Source organism: Streptomyces sp. NPDC025273 (assembly GCF_040638585.1).
Lineage (GTDB): Bacteria > Actinomycetota > Actinomycetes > Streptomycetales > Streptomycetaceae > Streptomyces > Streptomyces cinereorectus.
Map to the genome: position 1 here is coordinate 356,905 of NZ_JBEZYP010000004.1, position 22,238 is coordinate 379,142.

A 22,238-nucleotide genomic window follows, 5' to 3' on the forward strand; every position below is an offset into this window, starting at 1 on the left:
TAACCCGATTCTTTACGTGTGGGAAGCCGAACCGGCCCTTGCTACAGAGGTTGCCATGGGTCACCCGGTGCTCGTGCGGCGAGGTGACCCGGACGATCTTGTCGTCCCGCGCACGGAGGGTCACCCGGCAGGGTGCTCGACCGCACGCACGGGTGCGCCGCGGGGTTCAGGAACCGGCAGCCACCGGGCTCACGTGGGAGAACATTGTCTACAGTATGCCTTCGGTGGAGCGGGGATCGGGCCATGACAGGGTGTGCCTTCCGGGCCTTCGCGGTGACCGTACCGGCGGGCGGGATCGCGGGTGGCGCGAAAGTTCCCGGGAAGGCCCTCGGGACGCTCCAACCTCCGGCCCGTATTCCTGTGGGGTTACGTGCCCTTGTACCGATCGGTAGCAACCAAGACTGGGTGGTTCCTGCCATCCGTAGCGAGGAGAACCCGTACATGACCGGCTCACGTGTCGTGGCGCTCGGCCACTATCAGCCCGCCAAGGTGCTCACCAATCACGACCTGGCGGCCATGGTCGACACCAGCGACGAGTGGATCACCAGCCGTGTCGGCATCAAGACCCGGCACCTGGGCGGGCCCGACGAGCCGGTGGACGAGCTGGCCGCGCACGCGGCTGCCAAGGCACTGGCCACGGCCGGTCTCCATCCGACGGACATCGATCTGGTCCTGGTCGCCACCTCCACCGCGATCGACCGCTCGCCGAGCATGTCGGCCCGGGTGGCCGCCCGCCTGGGCATGGGTTCGCCGGCCGTGATGGACATCAACGTGGTCTGCTCCGGGTTCACCCACGCGCTGGCCACCGCGGACCACACGATCCGGGCCGGTGCCGCCACCCGCGCCCTGGTCATCGGTGCCGACAAGATGGGCGACATCGTCGACTGGACCGACCGTTCCAGCTGCGTCCTGATGGGGGACGGCGCGGGGGCCGCCGTCGTCGTCGCCGACCCGGACGCCGGTGACCGGCCAGGGATCGGCCCCGTCCTGTGGGGTTCGGTGCCGGAGATGGGCAACGCCGTGCGCATCGAGGGCACGCCCTCGCGGTTCGCGCAGGAGGGCCAGTCCGTCTACCGCTGGGCGACCACCCAGCTGCCGCCGATCGCCCGCAAGGTCTGCGAGCGGGCGGGTGTCACCCCCGAGGACCTCGCCGCCGTCGTACTGCACCAGGCCAACCTGCGGATCATCGAACCCGTCGCCAGGAAAATCGGCGCGGTCAACGCCGTCATCGCCCGCGATGTGGTGGATTCCGGAAACACCTCCGCCGCGTCGATCCCGATGGCCCTGTCCAAGCTGCTGGAAAGGGGCGAGGTCGAGAGCGGCGCGCCGGCCCTGCTCTTCGGCTTCGGCGGGAATCTCTCGTACGCGGGCCAGGTGATCCGCTGCCCCTGAGCGTGCGCGGGATCGTTTCTCCGGGTGCGGCATCGTGCTCGGTAGACTGTAGACGATAGGCAATTGCCCCGGCGCCCGGAGGGGACCGTGAAGTCGTCCGCAGGACTGCCGCAAGGAACGGTGCCGAAGCTCGAGCGGCCGGGCCCGCTGCGCGAGCGCGTCTACGAGGCACTGCTGGAGCTGATCACCACGCGGGCGCTCGGCCCCGGCCAGCATCTGGTCGAGAGCGAACTGGCCGGCCATCTCGGAGTGTCGCGCCAGCCGGTCCGCGAGGCGCTCCAGCGGCTGAACACCGAGGGCTGGGTCGATCTGCGCCCCGCGCAGGGTGCCTTCGTCCACGAACCCACCGAGGAGGAGGCGGACCAGCTGCTCTCGGTCCGTACGCTCCTGGAGGCCGAGGCGGCGCGGCTCGCCGCGGCCCACTCCGGCAGTGCGGGCATCGAGGCCCTCCAGGAGCTCTGCTCCCGGGGGGAGCGGGCCGTCGCCGCGGACGATGTGGACCTCGCCGTCGCCACGAACGCGGCCTTCCACGCCAAGGTCAGGGAGCTGGCCGGCAACGTCGTCCTCTCCGGGCTGGCCGCGCAGGTCGACCGCCGGCTCCGCTGGTACCACCCGCCGGCGGCCCGGCAGCGCGGCATCCGGTCCTGGGCCGAGCACCGCGGGCTGACCGAGGCGATCTCCTCGCGGGACGAAGAGCGGGCGGCCGAGATCATGCGGGCGCACACGGAGCACACGCGCACGACGTACCACCAGCACGGAAAGGGCTGACCGCCCGAAGCGGACCGGAGGCCGGGACGGATGCGTCCCGGCCTTCCACGCGTGCCCGGCGGCGCGCCGCCCTGTCATCGGGCTCGTCTTTGTCCTGAGTGTGGAGAAAGTTGGAGTGGATTCCTGCGCAACTTCTTCCCACTCCGGCGAAGCGCTGCTACGTTCCCACTCGAAAGCCCGACGGACTGGCCGATGTGGCGGGGAGGGACGCGTGAGACGGATGACGGCACGACCCGCGAACGCGCATCAGGCGCGGCTGCTCCGGCTGTTGCGCGACGGAGGGCCCAACTCCCGTGCGCAGCTGGGGGATCAGGTAGACCTCTCGCGCTCCAAGCTCGCGGTCGAGGTGGACCGGCTGCTGGAGACCGGACTCGTCGTCGCCGACGGGCTCGCCGCCTCCCGCGGCGGACGCCGCTCGCACAACATCCGGCTCGCCCCCGCACTGCGCTTCCTCGGCGTCGACATCGGCGCCACCTCCATCGACGTGGCCGTCACCAACGCCGAGTTGGAGGTGCTCGGACACCTCAACCACCCCATGGACGTACGCGAGGGACCGGTCGCCGTCTTCGAGCAGGTGCTGTCGATGGCGGCCAAGCTCCGGGCCTCCGGCCTCGCCGAAGGATTCGACGGCGCCGGCATCGGCGTACCGGGACCGGTCCGCTTCCCGGAGGGCGTGCCGGTCGCACCGCCGATCATGCCGGGCTGGGACGGTTTCCCGGTCCGCGAGGCGCTCAGCCAGGAGCTGGGCTGCCCCGTCATGGTCGACAACGACGTGAACCTGATGGCGATGGGGGAGCAGCACGCGGGCGTCGCCCGTTCCGTGGGCGACTTCCTCTGCGTCAAGATCGGTACGGGTATCGGCTGCGGCATCGTCGTCGGCGGCCAGGTCTACCGCGGTACGACAGGCAGCGCGGGCGACATCGGGCACATCCAGGTGGAACCCGACGGACGCTCCTGCGCCTGCGGCAACCGGGGCTGCCTGGAAGCCCACTTCAGCGGCGCCGCCCTCGCCCGTGACGCCGAGGACGCCGCCCGCGCGGGCCGGTCGGCGGAGCTGGCGGCCCGGCTGGACGCGGCCGGGACCCTCACGGCCGTCGACGTGGCCGCCGCCGCGGCCGCCGGGGACCCCACCGCACTGGACCTGATCCGCGAAGGCGGCAACAGGGTCGGCCAGGTCATCGCCGGACTCGTCAGCTTCTTCAACCCGGGCCTCGTCGTCATCGGCGGCGGGGTGACCGGGCTCGGCCACAACCTGCTGGCCAGTGTCCGGACCCAGGTCTACCGGCAGTCCCTGCCGCTGGCCACGGGCAACCTCCCCATCGTCCTCGGTGAGCTGGGGCCGACCGCCGGAGTGATCGGCGCGGCCAGGCTCATCAGCGACCACCTGTTCTCGCCGGCCTGACGTCCGGGCCGGTGCGCCGTTCGGCACACGCCGCACAGCCACCGTCGCAAGCAGCCTGATCCGCGCTCCGCAGCAACGTCCGCGAAACAGTCCGATCCGAGCTCCGCCCCGCACCGCACGCACCAGCAGTTCCGTCAGCAGTACGGCACCGCCGGAACTGCGCCCTGCCCGCTCACCGGCCTTCCCCGACCTCTCGGCCTCGCTCCGAGCAGGGGAGACCCTGTTCGCCGAGGGGATCCGTCATGGCACCTGAACCACCCCTGCTCACGATGTCCGGCATCACCAAGTCCTTCCCCGGGGTGCGCGCCCTCGACGGCGTGGACCTGGAGGTACAGGCCGGCGAGGTCCACTGCCTCCTCGGCCAGAACGGCGCCGGAAAGTCCACCCTCATCAAGGTGCTGGCCGGTGCCCACCAGCCCGACGACGGCGCCATCACCTGGCGCGGCGAACCCGTCGGACTCTCCTCGCCGATCTCCGCGATGCGTCTGGGCATCGCGACCATCTACCAGGAACTCGACCTGGTCGAGGGCCTGTCGGTCGCCGAGAACGTCTTCCTCGGTCACGAACCCACCACCGCCGGATTCGTCGTCCGTACCCGCGAGGCCAAGGCCGCGGCCGCCGCACTCCTGAAGCGCCTCGGGCACCCCGAGATCGATCCCGCCCGCGCGGTCGGTGATCTCTCCGCCGCCCACCAGCAGATCGTCTCCATGGCACGGGCGCTCTCCCACGACGTCCGGCTCATCGTGATGGACGAGCCGTCCGCCGCCCTGGACCCCGACGAGGTCGACAACCTCTTCCGCATCGTCGACGGCCTCACCGCGGACGGGGTCGCCGTCGTCTACATCTCGCACCGGCTGGAGGAGATCCGCCGCATCGGGGACCGGGTGACCGTGCTCAAGGACGGCCGGGCCGTCGCCGTGGGGCTTCCCGCCGCGTCCACCCCCACGCGCGACATCGTTGCCATGATGACCGGCCGCAACGTCGAGTACGTCTTCCCCGAGCGGCCCGCCCCCAGCGCCGGGCGCGCCGCGGCGGAGCCCGTGCTCACCGTCCAAGGGCTGTACCGCACGGGCGAGTTCGAACCGGTCGACCTGGAGCTCAGGCCCGGCGAGATCGTCGGTCTGGCCGGACTCGTCGGCTCGGGCCGCTCCGAGATCCTGGAGACCGTCTACGGCGCCCGGAAGCCGACCTCGGGCCGGGTCACCGTCGCGGGCCGGCCGCTGAAACCCGGGAGCGTCCGGGCGGCCGTCGCCGCCGGCATCGGACTCGCCCCCGAGGAACGCAAGGCGCAGGCCCTCCTCCTGACCGAATCCGTCACCCGCAACGTGTCGGTCTCCTCCCTCTCCCGCTTCGCCCGCGTCGGCTGGCTCGACCGAGGGGCCGAGCGGGCCGCGGCCAGGGCCGCCACCCGCGAACTCTCCCTGCGCCCGGACAACCCCGACGCGGCGGTCCGCACCCTCTCCGGCGGCAACCAGCAGAAGGCGGTCCTGGCCCGCTGGCTGCTGCGCGGCTGCAGGGTCCTGCTGCTCGACGAACCCACCCGCGGCGTCGACGTCGGCGCGCGCGCCGAGCTCTACGCCGTGATCCGCCGGCTGGCCGACGAAGGCCTCGCCGTTCTGCTCGTCTCCAGCGAAGTGCCCGAAGTGCTGGGCCTCGCCGACCGGGTGCTGGTGCTCCGCGAAGGCCGCGTCGTGCACACGGCCGCCGCCCAGGAGCTCGACGAGCACCGCGTACTCGACCTCGTCATGGAAGGGAGCCAGACGTCATGACACAGCCCGCACCGTCGGCGCAGCACCAGGGGCCGGAGAAGGGGCCCGCCGCCGGCCCCGCCACGCCGCCCTCGACCCCCGGCGGTCTGCGCGCGCTCGGCCTGCGCGCCGACGTCCGCAACCTGTCCCTGCTCGGCGTACTCGCCGTGCTGGTGGCCGTCGGCGGTCTCACGGAGCCCGACGCGTTCCTGGACACCGGGAACCTCCAGCTGATCCTGACGCAGTCCTCCGTCATCGGGGTCGTCACCGTCGGCATGACCCTGGTCATCATCGGCGGCGGCATCGACCTGTCGGTCGGCGCGATGGTCGCCCTCGCCTCCGTCTGGGCGACGACGCTCGCCACCCAGGACTTCGGCTTCGCGGGCATCCTTTTCACCGCCGTGGTCGTCGGACTCGCTGCCGGACTCGTCAACGGGGTCCTCATCGCCTACGGGCGCATGGTCCCCTTCATCGCGACGCTCGCCATGCTCGCCTCGGCCCGCGGGCTGGCCCTGCAGATCACCGACGGCAAGACACAGATCGTCACCGTCCAGTCCGTCCTCGACCTGGGCCTGCCCGACGCGTACGTCCTGGGCATACCGCCCCTGGTCCTGGTCTTCGCCGTGGTCACCGTCGTCGGCTGGCTGATCCTCAACCGGACCACGTTCGGACGCCGTACGGTCGCCATCGGCGGCAACGCGGAAGCGGCCAGGCTCGCCGGCATCGACGTACGCCGCCAGCGGCTCTACCTCTACCTGCTCTCCGGCCTGTGCTGCGGCATCGCCGCCTTCATGCTGATCATCCTGTCCGGCTCCGGGCAGAACACCAACGGCAATCTGTACGAACTCGACGCCATCGCCGCGGCGATCATCGGCGGCACCCTCCTCAGCGGAGGCCGCGGCACGATCGTCGGATCCGTCCTCGGGGTCCTCGTCTTCACCACGATCACCAACATCTTCGCGCTCAACAACCTGCAGAGCGACGTCCAGCAGATCGCCAAGGGCGCGATCATCGTCGCCGCCGTCCTGGTCCAGCGCCGCACGCTCCGTAACGGCGAGACCTGACCTCTCCGCGTCACCGCTCAGCCACCCGCAGTTCCGTAGCCAAGACACCGGATGAAGGGTTTGACAGCCATGTCAGAAACCAGCCGCAGAGGACTGCTCTTCGGCACCGCGGCCGTCTCCGCGGGAGCCTTCCTCACCGCCTGTACCAGCAACGAGCCCAAGGCGCAGGCAACGGCCCAGGGCAACCAGCCCGCCGCCGACGACAAGCCGGGCAGGCCCGTCACCATCGGCTTCGCCGGACCACAGGCCGATCACGGCTGGCTCAACGCGATCAACGTGAACGCCAAGTCACGGGCGGAGAAGTACTCGGAGGTGACCCTGGAGATCACCGAGGGCTCCAACGACACCGCCGCCCAGATCGGCCAGGTCAAGACCCTCATCAACAAGAAGGTCGACGTCCTCGTCATCCTCCCCGCCGACGGCAAGGCACTCACCCAGGTCGGCCTGGAGGCGATGAGGGCCGGCATCCCCGTGGTCAACCTGGACCGCATCTTCGCCTCCCCGCAGGCCTACCGCTGCTGGGTCGGCGGCGACAACTACGGCATGGGCCTCAACGCCGGCCACTACATCGGCGAGCAGCTCAAGGGCAAGGCGAACGCCAAGGTCGTCGAGCTCGCGGGCATCGACAACCTGGAGCTCACCAAGCAGCGCAGCCAGGGCTTCGCCGACGCGCTGAAGAACTACCCCGACATCAAGCTGGTGGCCCGTCAGGCCGCCGAGTTCACCGTCGAGTCCGGCCAGGCCAAGATGGCTCAACTCCTGCAGGCACAGAAGCAGTTCGACGCCCTGTGGAACCACGACGACGACCAGGGCGTGGGCGCCCTGCGGGCCATCCAGCAGGCCGGCCGCGACGAGTTCATCATGGTCGGCGGGGCCGGGGCCAAGTCCGCGATGGACGCCATCAAGGCCGACGACAGCGTCCTGAAGGCCACTGTGCTGTACCCGCCGACGATGGCCGCCTCCGCCATCGACCTGGCGCGCGCCCTCGGCCAGGGGAAGGGCGTATCGGGCCTCTCCGAGATGGAGATCCCGACCTCGCTCACCCTGTACTCGGCCGTGGTCACCAAGGACAACATCGACCAGTACCTGCCGACGGGCTTCAGCTGATCCCGCACCACCGCCGCCACCGAACCACCGACGAGGAGGAAGCCCGCATGGCCCGTAGGCAAGAGACGGAGCAGGAGACCGAGACCCCGCCGCCGGCCCAGCCGACGACGCTCGGGGTCGGCATGGTCGGATACGCGTTCATGGGCGCCGCCCACTCCCAGGGGTGGCGCACCGCCGGACACGTCTTCGACCTGCCGATGAGACCCGCTCTGGCCGCCATCTGCGGACGCGACCGTGCGGCCGTCGAGGCCGCCGCCGCCCGCCACGGCTGGGCGGCGGCGGAGACCGACTGGCGCGCCCTGATCGCCCGGGACGACGTGCAGCTGGTGGACATCTGCACACCGGGCGACAGCCACGCGGAGATCGCCATCGCCGCCCTGGAGGCGGGCAAGCACGTGTTGTGCGAGAAGCCGCTCGCCAACTCGGTCGCCGAGGCGGAGGCCATGGTGGACGCCGCCGAGCGGGCGGCTGCCCGCGGCCAGGTGGCGATCGTGGGCTTCAACTACCGCAAGGTGCCCGCCATCACCTACGCCCGCACACTGATCGCCGAGGGCCGGCTGGGCCCGCTGCGGCACGTGCGGGCCACCTACCTCCAGGACTGGCTGGTCGACCCCGAGTCGCCGCTGTCCTGGCGGCTCAAGCGCGAGCACGCCGGGTCCGGTGCGCTGGGAGACCTCGGGGCGCACATCGTCGACCTCGCCCAGTACCTGGCCGGCGACCTGCTCGTCGGGGTGTCGGCGGTGACCGAGACGTTCGTCCGCGAACGGCCCGTCCTCGCAGGCCCGGCGGCCGGGCTGTCGGGCGCCGTCGGCGGGACGGCCCGGGGGGCGGTCACCGTCGACGACGCGGCCCTGTTCACCGGGCGCCTCGCCTCCGGCGCGCTGGCCTCCTTCGAGGCGACGCGGATGGCGGCGGGCCGCAAGAACGCCCTGGGCCTGGAGATCAACGGCGAGCTGGGGTCGATCGCCTTCGACCTCGAACGGCTCAACGAACTGTCCTTCCACGACCACACCGAACCCGCCACCTCGGCCGGCTTCCGCCGGATCCTCGTCACGGAGCCCCAGCACCCCTACCTGGAGGCGTGGTGGCCGCCGGGCCATGCGCTGGGCTACGAGCACACGTTCGTCCACCAGGCCCGTGACGTGGTGCGCACCATCGCCGGGGGGACCGCGCCCGTACCGTCGTTCGCCGACGGGCTCCAGGTGCAGCGGGTGCTCGCCGCCGTCGAGGAGAGCGCCGCGAAGAACTCCGTACACACCCCGGTCCCCTTCTAGGAGGTCCCGCGCATGTCCCGTCCGTTCACACTCTTCACCGGCCAGTGGGCCGACCTGCCGCTGGAGGAGGTCTGCCGGCACGCCCGGGACTTCGGCTACGACGGCCTCGAACTCGCCTGCTGGGGAGACCACTTCGAGGTCGACAAGGCCCTCGCGGATCCCGGCTACCTCGACGGGCGGCGGCAGCTGCTCGACACGTACGGGCTGAAGTGCTGGGCGATCTCCAACCACCTGGTGGGCCAGGCGGTCTGCGACAGCCCGATCGACGAACGCCACCAGGGCATCCTGCCCGGCCGGATCTGGGGCGACGGGGATCCGGAAGGCGTACGCAGGCGGGCCGCGGAGGAGATCAAGAACACCGCGCGGGCGGCCGCCGCGTTCGGCGTGGACACGGTCATCGGCTTCACCGGGTCCTCGATCTGGCACCTGGTAGCCATGTTCCCGCCGGTCCCGCCCCACATGATCGAGCGGGGGTACGAGGACTTCGCGGAGCGGTGGAACCCGATCCTGGACGTCTTCGACGCGGAGGGCGTGCGCTTCGCCCATGAGGTGCACCCCAGCGAGATCGCCTACGACTACTGGACCACGCACCGCGCCCTGGAGGCCGTCGGCCACCGCCCCGCGTTCGGGCTGAACTTCGACCCGAGCCACTTCGTGTGGCAGGACCTCGACCCGGTCGGCTTCCTCTACGACTTCCGGGACCGGATCTACCACGTGGACTGCAAGGAGGCCCGCAAGCGCCTCGACGGCCGCAACGGCCGGCTCGGCTCGCACCTGCCGTGGGGCGATCCGCGGCGGGGCTGGGACTTCGTCTCGGCCGGGCACGGCGACGTGCCCTGGGAGGACGTCTTCCGGATGCTGCGGTCCATCGGGTACCAGGGGCCGGTCTCGGTGGAATGGGAGGACGCGGGCATGGACCGGCTGACGGGGGCGCCGGAGGCGCTCGCGTCGCTGAAACGGTTCGACTTCGACCCGCCGAGCGCGTCGTTCGACGCGGCGTTCGGGGGCGGCGACTGAGGTTCCCGGGGCGCTGCCCCGGACCCCCTCCTCCATCGCCGCAGGGGCTTGAGGAGCCGCCGTGGCGCGCGGGGGCTCCGCCCCGGACCCCCGCGCCTCCATCGGCGGCGGGCTTGAGGAGCCGCCGACAGGGTTGGATTCGGCCCCGCAGGAGCCCGCCCCGGGGCGGTTCGGCGTGCCCTCCATCGCCTTTGTCCTGCTTCGGACAGAAGTTCAACTCAGGCCCTGCGCAAGGGGTTTCCGTACCGGACGAACACAGCTACCGTCCCATACGTGTACACGACATGACTCGCGTCACCGGGGCCCCGCAGCCCAGGCGACGAGCGCGGCAGTCCCCGCGCGGAACGGCAGAACGCATCCGCCCGAACAACCGGCACACTCCGGAGGACGCACGTGCACAGAAGCAGCAGACGGCTCCGCGCCCGAAAATCACTCGCCCTCTTCACCGGCGGACTGCTCGCCGCCGCCACCCTCACCCTGGGCTCCCCGCCCGCCACCGCCGACGAGGCGCCGGCGGCCCCGGCCACACAGGACGCCGCCGAGGACTTCCAGCAGGTCACGCTCGCCAAGGGCGCCGCGGAGACCGGCGAACCCATGTCGCTGGCCGTGCTCCCCGACCGCAGCGTGCTGCACACCTCGCGCAACGGCGAGCTCCGGATCACCGACAGCGCGGGCAACACCCGCGTCTCCGGCACCCTGCCCGTGTACGCGCACGACGAGGAAGGGCTCCAGGGCGTCGGCATCGACCCGGACTTCGCCGAGAACCGGGCGATCTACCTCTACTACGCACCTCCGCTGGACACCCCCGCCGGCGATGCCCCGGAGACCGGCACCGCCGCCGACTTCGCGAAGTTCGACGGGGTGAACCGCCTCTCCCGCTTCGTGCTGAAGGCGGACGGCACCCTCGACAACGCCAGCGAGAAGAAGGTCCTCGACATCCCCGCCACCCGCGGCATCTGCTGCCACGTCGGCGGCGACATCGACTTCGACGCGCAGGGCAACCTGTACCTGTCGACGGGCGACGACTCCAACCCGTTCGCCTCCGACGGATTCGCGCCGCTCGACGAACGCCCGGACCGCAACCCGGCGTTCGACGCCCGACGGACCTCCGGCAACACCAACGACCTCCGCGGCAAGATCCTCCGCATCAAGGTCGCCGACGACGGCTCGTACACGGTCCCGGAGGGCAACCTCTTCGCCCCGGGGACGGACAGGACCCGCGCCGAGATCTACGCGATGGGCTTCCGCAATCCGTTCCGCTTCAGCGTCGACAAGGCCACCGGCACCCTGTACGTCGGTGACTACGGCCCCGACGCGGGCGCCGCCGATCCGAAGCGCGGGCCGGCCGGACAGGTGGAGTTCGCCCGGGTGACGGAGCCCGGAAACTTCGGCTGGCCCTTCTGTACCGGTGACAACGATGCCTTCAACGACTACGACTTCGCGACGAACACCTCCGGCGCACCCTTCGACTGCGCCGCCCCGAAGAACGAGTCGCGGCACAACACCGGCCTGGTGGACCTCCCCCCGGCGCAGGCCGCCTGGATCCCGTACGACGGCGCGTCCGTGCCCGAGTTCGGCACCGGCTCCGAGTCCCCGATGGGCGGGCCCGTCTACCACTACGACGCGGACCTCGACTCACCGGTCAAGTTCCCCGAGGAGTACGACGGGGACTTCTTCGCCGGTGAGTTCGGCCGGCAGTGGATCAAGCGCATCGAGCAGGACGGCGACGGCGCCGTCACGTCCGTCAACGACGTCCCGTGGTCCGGGACCCAGGTCATGGACATGGCATTCGGGCCGGACGGGGCGCTGTACGTCCTGGACTACGGCCTCGCCTGGTTCGGTGGCGACGAGAACTCCGCGCTGTACCGCATCGAGAACGCCACGGGCGGCCGCTCGCCCATCGCCGAGGCCTCGTCCGACAAGACCTCCGGCGTCGCACCGCTCAGGGTGAGGTTCTCCTCGGCCGGCACCACCGACGGGGACGGCGACGCCCTGGCCTACGCCTGGGACTTCGGCGACGGCGGGAAGTCGACCGCCGCGAACCCCTCGTACACGTACAAGAAGAACGGCACGTACGTCGCGACCGTGACCGCGAAGGACCCGACGGGCCGCACCGGTTCGGCGAGCGTGCACGTGACGGTCGGCAACACCGCCCCCACCGTCGTGCTGCAGGCCCCGAGCGACGGGCAGCAGTTCGAGTTCGGCGACGAGGTGCCCTTCAAGGTCACCGTCACCGACCCCGAGGACGGCACCATCGACTGCACCGAGGTCGAGGTCAAGTTCACCCTGGGCCACGACAGCCACGGCCACGACATCACCACGGAGCACGGCTGCGAAGGCACCATCAAGACCGCCATGGAAGGCGGGCACGACCCGAACGCCAACATCTACGGGGGCATCTCGGCCTCGTACACCGACGGCGGGGGCGGCGGCCAGGCCGAGCTCACCGGCCGCGACCAGGCCCAGCTCCAGCCGCGCCACCGGCAGGCGGAGCACTACAGCGCCTCCAACGGCATCACCACGCCGAGCAAGACCAGCGCCCACGGCGGCCGGACCGTCGGAGACATCCACAACGGCGACTGGATCTCCTTCACCCCGTACATCCTCGGCGGTACCACCAAGCTCACCGCACGCACGTCCTCCGCGGGCGCCGGAGGCTTCCTGGAGGTACGGGCCGGATCCGCCTCCGGAAAGATCCTCGGCTCGGCGCCCGTCCCGGTGACCGGCAGCTGGGACACGTTCCAGGACATCGACGTGCCCCTGCGGGGCGCACTGAAGAAGGCCACGCAGCTCTTCCTGGTCTTCAAGGGCGGCGCCGGAGCACTCTACGACGTGGACGACTTCGAGCTCTCCAGCAGCCCGGTCGACCGGACCGCCAAGCGGGTCCTCGTCTTCTCCAAGACCGGCGGCTTCCGCCACGACTCGATCCCGACGGGCATCGCCGCCCTGAAGGAACTCGGCAAGGACACCAACATCACCGTCGACTCCACCGAGGAGGCCGGCCAGTTCACCACCAGCAACCTGGCCCGGTACGACGCCGTCGTCTTCCTGTCGACGACCGGTGACGTCCTGGGCGGGGACCAGCAGAAGGCGTTCGAGAACTACGTGGCGACCGGAGGCGGCTACATGGGCGTCCACGCGGCCGCCGACACCGAGTACGACTGGGAGTTCTACGGCGGGCTCGTCGGCGCGTACTTCGACTCGCACCCGCAGATCCAGCCCGCGACCGTCCGCGTGGAGAACCACGACCACCCGGCGACCGCGCACCTGGACGAGGCCTGGGAACGCCCCGACGAGTGGTACAACTACCGCACCAACCCCCGGGACAAGGCCCAGGTCCTGGCCACGCTGGACGAGACGAGTTATACCGGCGGCAACATGAAGGGTGATCACCCGATCGCCTGGTGCCAGAACTACCAGGGCGGGCGCTCCTTCTACACCGGCCTCGGCCACACCAAGGAGTCCTACGCCGAACCCGCCCTGCGCCGGCACCTGCTGGGCGGTCTGCGCTACGCGTCCGGACAGGTCAAGGCCAACTGCAAGCCGGACACCGGCTATCGGTCGATCTTCAACGGGAAGACGCTCGACGGCTGGAAGCAGGCCGGCCCCGGAAAGTTCGCCGTCGCCGACGGTGAGCTGCGCTCCGAGGGCGGCATGGGCCTGCTGACGTACCAGGCCAAGGAGCTGAAGTCCTACTCGCTGAAGCTCGACTGGAAGATGGCGGGCGACGACAACTCCGGCGTCTTCGTCGGCTTCCCCGAGTCCGACGACCCCTGGTCGGCGGTCGACAAGGGCTACGAGATCCAGATCGACGCCACGGACGCGGCGGACCGCACCACCGGGGCCGTCTACACGTTCAAGTCGGCCGACATCAAGGCCCGTGACCGGGTGCTCAGGCCGCCCGGCCAGTGGAACAGCTACGAGATCAAGGTCCAGGGTGAACGGCTCCAGATCTTCCTCAACGGAGTGAAGATCAACGACTTCACCAACACCGACCCCGTCCGCAGCCTGAAGGACGGCTACATCGGCCTGCAGAACCACGGGGCCGACGACCAGGTCTCCTTCCGCGACATCCAGCTGAAGGAGCTGCCCTCCACGTAGGGCGGCCACCTCTGCCGACGGTGGGCGGGGAAGCACGCCTTCCCCGCCCCCCGTCCACCATCCCCTCTTCGTCCCCCCAGGGAGGCAGCCCGTGACCGCACATGCCGTCCGTACCGGAGTCTGGTTCATCGGAGCACGCGGCTCCGTCGCCACCACCGCCACCGCGGGGTGCGCCGCCATCGCGGCGGGCCTCCACCCGGCGACCGGCATGGTCACCGAGACACCACCCTTCGCCGACACCGGGCTACCGCCCCTGACCTCCCTGGTCTTCGGCGGCCACGACACCCTCGACTGCCCGCTGCCCAAGCGGGCCGAGGCCCTGGCGGCCGGCGGAGTGCTCCCGCACGGACTCCCCTCCGCCGTGCGGGCCGAACTCGCCACCGCCGACGCGGAGATACGTCCCGGCGGGCCCCACCCCGGCGACACCCGCACCGACGAGGAGATCGTCGCCGTGTTCGCCGCCGACCTCACCGACTTCGCCCGGCGCCACGACCTGGCCCGCACCGTCGTCATCAACGTCGCCTCGACCGAGCCCGCCCCCGCCGAGGACGACACCCGCCTGCCCGCCAGCTCCCTCTACGCCGCCGCCGCCCTCCGGGCCGGCTGCCCGTACGTCAACTTCACCCCCTCCACGGGCCTGCGCAGCCCACGGCTCCAGGACGCCGTCGACACCTGCGGACTTCCCCACGCCGGACGCGACGGCAAGACAGGCCAGACGCTGCTCCGCTCCGTGCTCGCCCCGATGTTCGTCCAGCGCGCCCTGCCGGTACGGGCGTGGTCCGGCACGAACCTGCTGGGCGGCGGGGACGGAGCGGCGCTGGCCGACCCGGCCGCCGCCGCGGCCAAGAACGCGGGCAAGGAACGCGTACTCGCCGACACCCTCGGGGCCGCTCCTGAGGGCGAGGTCCACATCGACGACGTCCCGGCGATGGGGGACTGGAAGACGGCCTGGGACCACATCGCCTTCGACGGCTTTCTCGGCTCGCGGATGATCCTCCAGACGATCTGGCAGGGCTGCGACTCGGCGCTGGCCGCCCCGCTGATCCTGGACCTGGCCCGGCTGATGGCCCGCGCCCATGAGAGCGGGCTGACGGGGGCGCGCCCGGAGCTGGGCTTCTACTTCAAGGACCCGGACGGCGGCCCGGCCGCGCTGTCCGAGCAGTACGCGGTGCTGCTGGCCTTCGCGGAGCGGCTGCGGGCCGCCCGGTGAGGCCGCTGTGGCCGCTCGCCGCCCCGGCACCGGCGCTGCTCGGCGCCCGTGCGGCGGCACCCCCGGACCGCCTGTCCGGTGCGGGCGGGACTGCGCCCGCACCGGACAGGCCCCGCCCCCGCGCCACGCTCCGCGCCTGGGCGGAGCTGCTGCGGGTGTCGGCGCTGTTCAGCGTCCCCGGCGACGCGGTGGCCGGGGCCGCCACGATCGGCCGCCGCCCGAACCGCGGGACCGCCCTGGCGGTCGGCGCGTCCCTGTGTCTGTACGAGGCGGGGATGGCCCTCAACGACTGGGCGGACCGCGACGAGGACGCCGTCGACCGCCCGCACCGCCCGATTCCCTCCGGGCGCGTCGCGCCGGGCGCGGCCCTGGTCGCGGCGGGTGCCCTCACCGCGACGGGCCTGGCCCTGGCCGCCCGCGCCGGACGCCCCGCCCTGGCCCTGGCATCGGGCCTCGCGGCCACCGTCTGGGCGTACGACCTGCACCTGAAGCACACGCAGGCGGGCCCGGCGGCCATGGCGGCGGCCCGCACCCTGGACCTGCTGCTCGGCGCGACGGCGACCGCAGGACGCGGCAGCGCAGGCGGGCCGTCGACGCGGCGGCCCGCCCGGGCGGCGCAACCGGCCCGCGCCGGCAAGGGCCCGGCTTCCGCCTCCCCTTCCGTCTGTGTTCCGGTGGCCCCCCGCGCCGCGCTCCCCGCCGCCCTGCTGCTCGGCGCGCACACCTACGCCGTCACCTCCGTCTCCCGCCACGAGGCGCAGGGCGGTTCGACGACGGCACCGCTCGCCGCCCTCGCCGCGACCGTGGCGCTCGGTGCCGCCGTCCTACACGAGCACCGGGCGCACCGGCACAGCCGGGCCACCCCGGACCGGCTCCTCCGCACCGCCTTCGCCGGCGCCTACCTCCGCACCGCGGCGCCACCCCTGCTCCACGCGGCCCTCAACCCGTCCCCGCCCCTCACCCAGCGCGCCGTCGGCGGCGGCATCCGGGCCATGATCCCGCTGCAGGCCGCACTGGCCGCGCGGGCCGGGTCGTCCCTCGGCGGGCTCGCCGTCATGGGGCTCGTACCGCTCGCCCGCTCGCTCGCACGGAAGGTGAGCCTCACTTGAGCCTCCGACTCGGCTACGGCACCAACGGCCTGACCGACCTCCGCATCGACGACGCCCTCGGGCTCCTCGCCGACCTCGGTTACGACGGGGTCGGGCTGACCCTCGACCACATGCACCTCGACCCCCTCGCCCCCGACCTCGCCGCACGCACCCGTCATGTGGCCCACCGGCTCGCCGAGTTGGGTCTGGGCGTGACCGTCGAGACCGGCGCCCGCTACGTCCTCGACCCGCGACGCAAGCACGGCCCGTCGCTCCTGGACCCCGACCCCGAAGCCCGTGCGACCCGCACCGCGCTGCTCACCCGGGCCGTCGCCGTCGCCGCCGACCTGGGTGCGCACGCCGTGCACTGCTTCAGCGGCATCACCCCGCCGGGCACCACCACCGACACGGCCTGGCAACGGCTGACCGACGCACTCGCCCCCGTACTGGACGCCGCCACCCGCGCCGGCATCCCCCTCGCCATCGAGCCCGAGCCGGGCCACCTCCTCGCGACACTCGCCGACTTCCACCACCTGCGCACGCTCCTCGGCGACCCGGAACCCCTCGGGCTCACCCTCGACATCGGCCACTGCCAGTGCCTGGAACCAGCCCCGCCCGCCGACTGCGTCAAGGCGGCCGCTCCCTGGCTGCGACACGTCCAGATCGAGGACATGCGACGCGGCGTCCACGAGCACCTGCCGTTCGGCGACGGCGAGATCGACTTCCCGCCCGTGCTCGAAGCCCTCGCCGCCACCGGGTACGGCGGACTCACCGTCGTCGAACTGCCCCGCCACTCCCACGCGGGACCCGAACTCGCCCGCATCTCACTGCAGTTCCTGCGGAGCGCCGTCAGAGCCACGAACGGAGCCGCCGCGTGCTGATCAGCCGCAAGGAACTCGACGCTCTGCTGCGCGGAGCGGCCAGAGCCTGGCTCGACGAGGCGCTCGCCGAGGCCGCCCACGCCGCCGCACACCCCGGCACCGACACGGGCACCCCGCCCTGGGAGCTGCGGTTCGCCTCCGCGGGCCGGCACTGCGGACTCGAACACGCCGACTCCGTACGCGCACTGCTGCTCCTCGAAGCCCGAGCCGGGCTGCCCGCCGTGACCAGGCTCTACGAGCGGGGCACCGCCGCCGAGCGCCGGGCCGTCCTGCTCACCCTGCACCGGCTGGACCTCGGCGCCACCGCCCTCCCACTCGTCGAGGACGCCCTGCGCACCAACGACACCCGGCTCGTCGCCGCGGCCGTCGGCCCGTACGCCGCGGCCCACCTGGACGCGCACGCCTGGCGGCATGCGGTGCTCAAGTGCCTGTTCACCGAAGTCTCCGTCGAGGCCGTCGCCGAGCTCGGCCGCCGAGCCCGCGATGACGCGGAACTGGCCCGCATGCTCCGCGACTTCGCGGCCGAACGCACCGCGGCGGGCCGCCCGGTCCCCGCCGGTCTGTGGGTCGTCCTGGATCTCACGGCCCCCGCCCCCGCCCCCACGGAGGAGTCCTGATGCGCATCTTCGACCCCCACATCCACATGACCTCCCGCACCACGGACGACTACCGGGCGATGTACGACGCCGGAGTGCGCGCCCTCGTGGAACCCTCCTTCTGGCTCGGGCAGCCCCGCACCTCGTCCGCCAGCTTCTTCGACTACTTCGACGCGCTGCTCGGCTGGGAGCCCTTCCGCGCCTCGCAGTACGGCATCGCCCACCACTGCACGATCGCCCTGAACCCCAAGGAGGCGAACGACCCCCGCTGCACCCCGGTCCTGGACGCCCTGCCCCGCTACCTCGTCAAGGACTCCGTCGTCGCCGTCGGCGAGATCGGCTACGACTCCATGACCCCGGCCGAGGACACCGCGCTCGCCGCCCAGCTCCAGCTCGCCGCCGACCACGGCCTGCCCGCGCTCGTCCACACCCCGCACCGCGACAAGCTCGCCGGTCTGCACCGCACCATCGACGTCGTCCGCGAATCGGACCTCCGCCCCGAGCTCGTCCTGCTCGACCACCTCAACGAGACGACCGTCCAGGACGCCCTTGACAGCGGCTGCTGGGCCGGCTTCTCCATCTACCCGGACACCAAGATGGACGAGGACCGCATGGTCGCCGTCCTCAGGAACCACGGCACCGACCGTATCCTCGTCAACTCGGCCGCCGACTGGGGCAGGAGCGACCCGCTGAAGACCCGCAAGGTCGGCGACGCCATGCTGGAGGCGGGGTTCGACGAGGACGACGTCGACAAGGTGCTCTGGCGCAATCCCGTCGCCTTCTACGGGCAGAGCGGCCGGCTCCAGCTCGACACCGCCGCACCCGGCCCGCTCCACGAGGGCAACTCCATCCTCCGGGGCGGGGAGTGACCCGATGCGCTTCCGCCACCCCGACGGCTCCACGGTCCACCTCGCCTACTGCACCAACGTGCACCCGGCCGAGAACCTCGACGGAGTCCGTGCCCAGCTCCGCGACCACTGCGAGCCCGTACGCAGACGGCTCGGCCGGGACCGCCTCGGCATCGGACTCTGGCTCGCCAAGGACGCCGCGCGCGCCCTGACCGACGACCCGTCCGCGCTGCGCTCCCTGAGGTCCGAGCTGGAGCACCGCGGCCTCGAAGTGGTCACCCTGAACGGCTTCCCCTACGAGGGATTCGGGGCCCAGGAGGTCAAGTACCGCGTCTACACACCGGACTGGACCGACCCCGAGCGGCTCGCCCACACCACCGACCTGGCCCGGCTCCTCGCCGCCCTGCTGCCCGACGACGTCACCGAGGGCACCATCTCCACCCTGCCGATCGCCTGGCGCACCCCGTTCGCCGACGACCCCACCGCGGCGGGCACCGCACAGAAGGCCCTGGTCACCCTCGCGCAGCGGCTGGACGCCCTCGCCGAACTGACCGGGAAGTCCATCAGGATCGGCCTCGAACCCGAACCGGGATGCACCGTGGAGACCACCGCCGACGCCATCGCACCCCTCACCGGTGTGGGCCACGACCGCATCGGCATCTGCGTCGACACCTGCCATCTCGCCACCTCCTTCGAGGACCCGGACTCCGCACTCGACGCCCTGGACGCGGCCGGCGTCCACGTCGCCAAGGCCCAGCTCTCCGCGGCCCTGCATGCGGAACACCCCCACCTGCCGGAGGTCCGGGCCGCGCTGGGCGCCTTCGCCGAGCCCCGCTTCCTGCACCAGACCCGCACCCTCACGGCAGCGGGCCTGCGCGGCACCGACGACCTCGACGAAGCCGTGTCCGGCGGGGCCCTCCCCGACAGCACCCCCTGGCGCTCCCACTTCCACGTACCCCTGCACGCACCGCCCGCGCCCCCGCTCACCTCCACGCTCCCCGTACTGAGGTCCGCGCTGACGCGGCTCGTCGGCGGACCGCAGCCCCTGACCCGGCATCTGGAGGTCGAGACGTACACCTGGCAGGCGCTCCCGGCCGGACTGCGGCCCCGCACCCGCTCCCAGCTCGCCGACGGCATCGCCGCCGAACTCACCCTCGCCCGCGACTTCCTGACCGACCTCGGGCTGAAGGAGCTCCCTTGACGCACACGCACACGCACACGCACACGCACTCGCCCACCCCGCTCCTCGTCCTCGACGTCGTCGGGCTCACCCCCCAGCTGCTGGAGCACATGCCGAACCTCCGGGCCATGGCGGGAACCGGCACACAGGCCCCCCTCTCCACCGTCCTGCCCGCCGTCACCTGTGCCGCCCAGTCCACGTTCCTCACCGGCACCACCCCCGCCGAACACGGCATCGTCGCCAACGGCTGGTACTTCCGCGAGCTCGGCGACGTCCTCCTGTGGCGCCAGCACAACGGACTCGTCGAGGGCGACAAGCTCTGGGACGCCGCCCGGCGCGCCCACCCCGGCTACACCGTCGCCAACATCTGCTGGTGGTACGCGATGGGCGCCGGCACCGACTGGACCGTCACCCCCCGCCCCGTGTACTACGCCGACGGCCGCAAGGAACCCGACTGCTACACCCGGCCCCCCGCCCTGCACGACGAGCTCACCGACACGCTCGGCACCTTTCCCCTCTTCCACTTCTGGGGCCCCGGCGCCGACCTCGTCTCCTCGCAGTGGATCATCGACGCGACCCGGCACATCCTCGCCACCCGTACCCCCGACCTGGCCCTCTGCTACCTCCCGCACCTCGACTACGACCTCCAGCGCTACGGCCCCGACGACCCCCGCTCCCACCGGGCGGCCGCCGACCTCGACCGGGCCGTGGCACCGCTCCTGGATGACGCGCGCGCCGGGGGCCGTACCGTCGTCGCGCTCTCCGAGTACGGGATCACCCGCGTCGACCGGCCCGTCGACATCAACCGCGCCCTGCGCCGCGCCGGGCTGCTGGAGGTCCACACCCAGGACGGCATGGAGTACCTCGACCCGATGGCCTCCCGGGCCTTCGCCGTCGCCGACCACCAGCTCGCCCACGTCTACGTACGCCGCCCCGAGGACCTGGAGGCCACCCGGGAAGCCCTCGCGGACCTGCCCGGCATCGAGCAGCTCCTCGACGACGAGGGCAAGAAGGCCCACCATCTGGACCACCCCCGCTCCGGGGAGCTCGTCGCCGTCGCCGAGAAGGACGCCTGGTTCACGTACTACTACTGGCTCGACGACGCGCGCGCGCCCGACTTCGCGCAGCTCGTCGAGATCCACCGCAAGCCCGGCTACGACCCCGTCGAACTCTTCATGGACCCCCAGGACCCCTATGTCCGGGTGAAGGCCGCCACGGCGGTGGCCCGCAAGAAGCTCGGCATGCGCTACCGCATGGCGGTCGTCCCGCTGGATCCCTCGCCTGTCCGCGGCAGCCACGGCCGCCTCCCCGCGAGCGACGACGAAGGTCCGCTCATCCTCTGCTCCGCCCCCCACGCCTTCACCGGCCGAGTCCAGGCCACCGAAGTGAAGTCCCTGCTCCTCCAGCTTGCGGGACTGCACTGACCGACCGCCCCGCCCGCGCACCCACACAGGAGATACCTGATCATGAGCCGCACCCCGAAGGACCCCGAACTCTCGCGCAGACTCAGCCGCCGCAACGTCCTGGGCGTCGCCGCCGGAGCCACGGCCGCCACCCTCCTCGGCGCCGCGACCGCCCAGGCGTCAGGCAGCAGGCCGGGCCGAGGCCACGACCACGGCAAGGGCCGTGCCGTCCTGCCACCCGGCCGCCTCGGCATCCAGCTCTACAGCCTCCGTGACAAGGTCTCCACCCTCGGCTTCGCCCCCGTCTTCGCCGAACTGGAGAAGTACGGCTACGACGAGATCGAGTTCGCCGGATACACCCAGGGCTCGGCCGGCGCCCTCACCCTCGCCCAGCTCAAGAGGCTGGCCGAGGACCACGGGCTGAATCCCATCGGCAGCCACGTCGGCTACTACGACGACCACAACCCCGGCGCGTACACCTTCGCCCAGAACCTCACCAAGGTGCTCGACGAGGCCGAGGCCCTCGGCCTCAAGCACATAGGCACCGCCTCCGGGCCGTTCCGCTACGGCTCCACCGTGGACGGCTGGAAGCGTGCCGCCGAGGACTTCAACACCTACGGAGCCGCGGCCCGCGAGCGTGGCATGAAGTTCTACCAGCACAACCACGCGGAGGAGTTCTCCTTCGCCACCGACCGTCCCGGCGTACGCCTCTACGACGTCCTCCTCGCCGAGACCGACCCCGACCTGGTCTACCTGGAGATGGACATCTACTGGGCCTTCGCCGCCCAGTTCCGCTTCGGCAAGAAGGCCGATGGCACCCCCGCCCCCTTCGACCCCGTCGACTACGTGCTCCAGCAGCCCGACCGCTACCCGCTGTTCCACGTCAAGGACGGCATCAGGGACGACACGGCCCGCGACGGCTACCGCATGTCGGACGTCGGTGACGGCGACATCGACTACAAGACGTTCCTGAGCCGCGTCACCGAGCGGACGCACCGGGGCCGCACCTACCACCACTGGCAGACCGAGCACGACAACCCGGTCGAGTCCTTCGCCTTCGCCCGCAGGTCCAGCGAGCACCTGCACTCGCTGCGGTCCGGCCGCTGCGGCGACTGACGGTGGACGGGCGGCGATGCGGGGACCCGGTTCTCCTCCGGGT

Annotated in this window: 17 protein-coding genes and 1 pseudogene; 17 read left to right on the plus strand and 1 reads right to left on the minus strand. The window is 71.8% G+C overall.

Annotated features, from left to right (window positions below; all coding sequences use genetic code 11):
• Nucleotides 1-4: 4 nt before the first annotated feature.
• A pseudogene (locus AB0F38_RS10450) lies at nt 5-130 on the minus strand (Fe-S-binding domain-containing protein); the annotation flags it as partial.
• Between the two features lie 311 nt (nt 131-441).
• On the opposite strand from AB0F38_RS10450, the gene AB0F38_RS10455 reads away from it, so the two are divergent.
• The 17 genes from AB0F38_RS10455 (at nt 442) to AB0F38_RS10535 (ending at nt 22,195) form a co-directional block, all read left to right on the plus strand.
• Nucleotides 442-1,392 carry a beta-ketoacyl-ACP synthase III gene (locus tag AB0F38_RS10455; protein ID WP_361889757.1) on the plus strand — a complete coding sequence of 317 codons (951 nt, stop codon included), beginning with the start codon at nt 442-444 and terminating at the stop codon, nt 1,390-1,392.
• A gap of 120 nt (nt 1,393-1,512) precedes the next feature.
• On the plus strand, nt 1,513-2,160 hold the full coding sequence (locus AB0F38_RS10460; RefSeq protein ID WP_361889760.1) for a GntR family transcriptional regulator: 648 nt from the start codon (nt 1,513-1,515) through the stop codon (nt 2,158-2,160).
• A 220-nt stretch (nt 2,161-2,380) separates the two neighbouring features.
• Complete coding sequence (locus AB0F38_RS10465) at nt 2,381-3,562, plus strand: ROK family transcriptional regulator (protein WP_361889763.1); 1,182 nt, start codon at nt 2,381-2,383, stop codon at nt 3,560-3,562.
• 242 nt (nt 3,563-3,804) lie between these two features.
• A complete protein-coding gene (locus AB0F38_RS10470; protein ID WP_361889766.1) occupies nt 3,805-5,331 on the plus strand; it encodes a sugar ABC transporter ATP-binding protein in 1,527 nt (508 codons plus the stop codon).
• A complete protein-coding gene (locus AB0F38_RS10475) occupies nt 5,328-6,374 on the plus strand; it encodes an ABC transporter permease (RefSeq protein WP_361889769.1) in 1,047 nt (348 codons plus the stop codon). The genes AB0F38_RS10470 and AB0F38_RS10475 overlap by 4 nt, the downstream gene beginning before the upstream one ends.
• A gap of 69 nt (nt 6,375-6,443) precedes the next feature.
• Complete coding sequence (locus AB0F38_RS10480) at nt 6,444-7,481, plus strand: substrate-binding domain-containing protein (RefSeq protein ID WP_361889772.1); 1,038 nt, start codon at nt 6,444-6,446, stop codon at nt 7,479-7,481.
• 47 nt (nt 7,482-7,528) lie between these two features.
• The gene (locus tag AB0F38_RS10485) at nt 7,529-8,755 is read left to right on the plus strand and encodes a Gfo/Idh/MocA family oxidoreductase (RefSeq protein ID WP_361889775.1); all 1,227 of its coding nucleotides are present in this window, start codon (nt 7,529-7,531) and stop codon (nt 8,753-8,755) included.
• Nucleotides 8,756-8,767: 12 nt separating this feature from the next.
• A complete protein-coding gene (locus tag AB0F38_RS10490) occupies nt 8,768-9,772 on the plus strand; it encodes a sugar phosphate isomerase/epimerase family protein (protein WP_361889778.1) in 1,005 nt (334 codons plus the stop codon).
• A gap of 393 nt (nt 9,773-10,165) precedes the next feature.
• Nucleotides 10,166-13,873 carry a ThuA domain-containing protein gene (locus AB0F38_RS10495; protein WP_361889781.1) on the plus strand — a complete coding sequence of 1,236 codons (3,708 nt, stop codon included), beginning with the start codon at nt 10,166-10,168 and terminating at the stop codon, nt 13,871-13,873.
• A 91-nt stretch (nt 13,874-13,964) separates the two neighbouring features.
• The gene (locus AB0F38_RS10500) at nt 13,965-15,083 is read left to right on the plus strand and encodes an inositol-3-phosphate synthase (RefSeq protein WP_361889783.1); all 1,119 of its coding nucleotides are present in this window, start codon (nt 13,965-13,967) and stop codon (nt 15,081-15,083) included.
• Between the two features lie 5 nt (nt 15,084-15,088).
• Nucleotides 15,089-16,192, plus strand: a complete 1,104-nt coding sequence (locus AB0F38_RS10505; protein WP_361889868.1) for an SCO3242 family prenyltransferase — start codon at nt 15,089-15,091, stop codon at nt 16,190-16,192.
• Nucleotides 16,189-17,052, plus strand: coding sequence for a sugar phosphate isomerase/epimerase family protein (locus tag AB0F38_RS10510; protein ID WP_361889786.1), 864 nt, complete (start codon nt 16,189-16,191; stop codon nt 17,050-17,052). Before AB0F38_RS10505 ends, AB0F38_RS10510 begins: the two co-directional genes overlap by 4 nt.
• Entirely contained in the window at nt 17,046-17,669 is a 624-nt protein-coding gene (locus AB0F38_RS10515; protein ID WP_361889789.1) for an EboA domain-containing protein, read from the plus strand. The genes AB0F38_RS10510 and AB0F38_RS10515 overlap by 7 nt, the downstream gene beginning before the upstream one ends.
• Nucleotides 17,669-18,517 carry a TatD family hydrolase gene (locus tag AB0F38_RS10520; protein ID WP_361889792.1) on the plus strand — a complete coding sequence of 283 codons (849 nt, stop codon included), beginning with the start codon at nt 17,669-17,671 and terminating at the stop codon, nt 18,515-18,517. Before AB0F38_RS10515 ends, AB0F38_RS10520 begins: the two co-directional genes overlap by 1 nt.
• A gap of 4 nt (nt 18,518-18,521) precedes the next feature.
• Nucleotides 18,522-19,697 carry a metabolite traffic protein EboE gene (gene eboE, locus AB0F38_RS10525; protein WP_361889795.1) on the plus strand — a complete coding sequence of 392 codons (1,176 nt, stop codon included), beginning with the start codon at nt 18,522-18,524 and terminating at the stop codon, nt 19,695-19,697.
• Nucleotides 19,694-21,100: a nucleotide pyrophosphatase/phosphodiesterase family protein gene (locus tag AB0F38_RS10530; RefSeq protein ID WP_361889798.1), complete on the plus strand. Its 1,407-nt coding sequence runs from the start codon at nt 19,694-19,696 to the stop codon at nt 21,098-21,100. The genes eboE and AB0F38_RS10530 overlap by 4 nt, the downstream gene beginning before the upstream one ends.
• A 42-nt stretch (nt 21,101-21,142) precedes the next feature.
• Nucleotides 21,143-22,195: a sugar phosphate isomerase/epimerase gene (locus AB0F38_RS10535; RefSeq protein ID WP_361889801.1), complete on the plus strand. Its 1,053-nt coding sequence runs from the start codon at nt 21,143-21,145 to the stop codon at nt 22,193-22,195.
• Nucleotides 22,196-22,238: the final 43 nt, after the last annotated feature.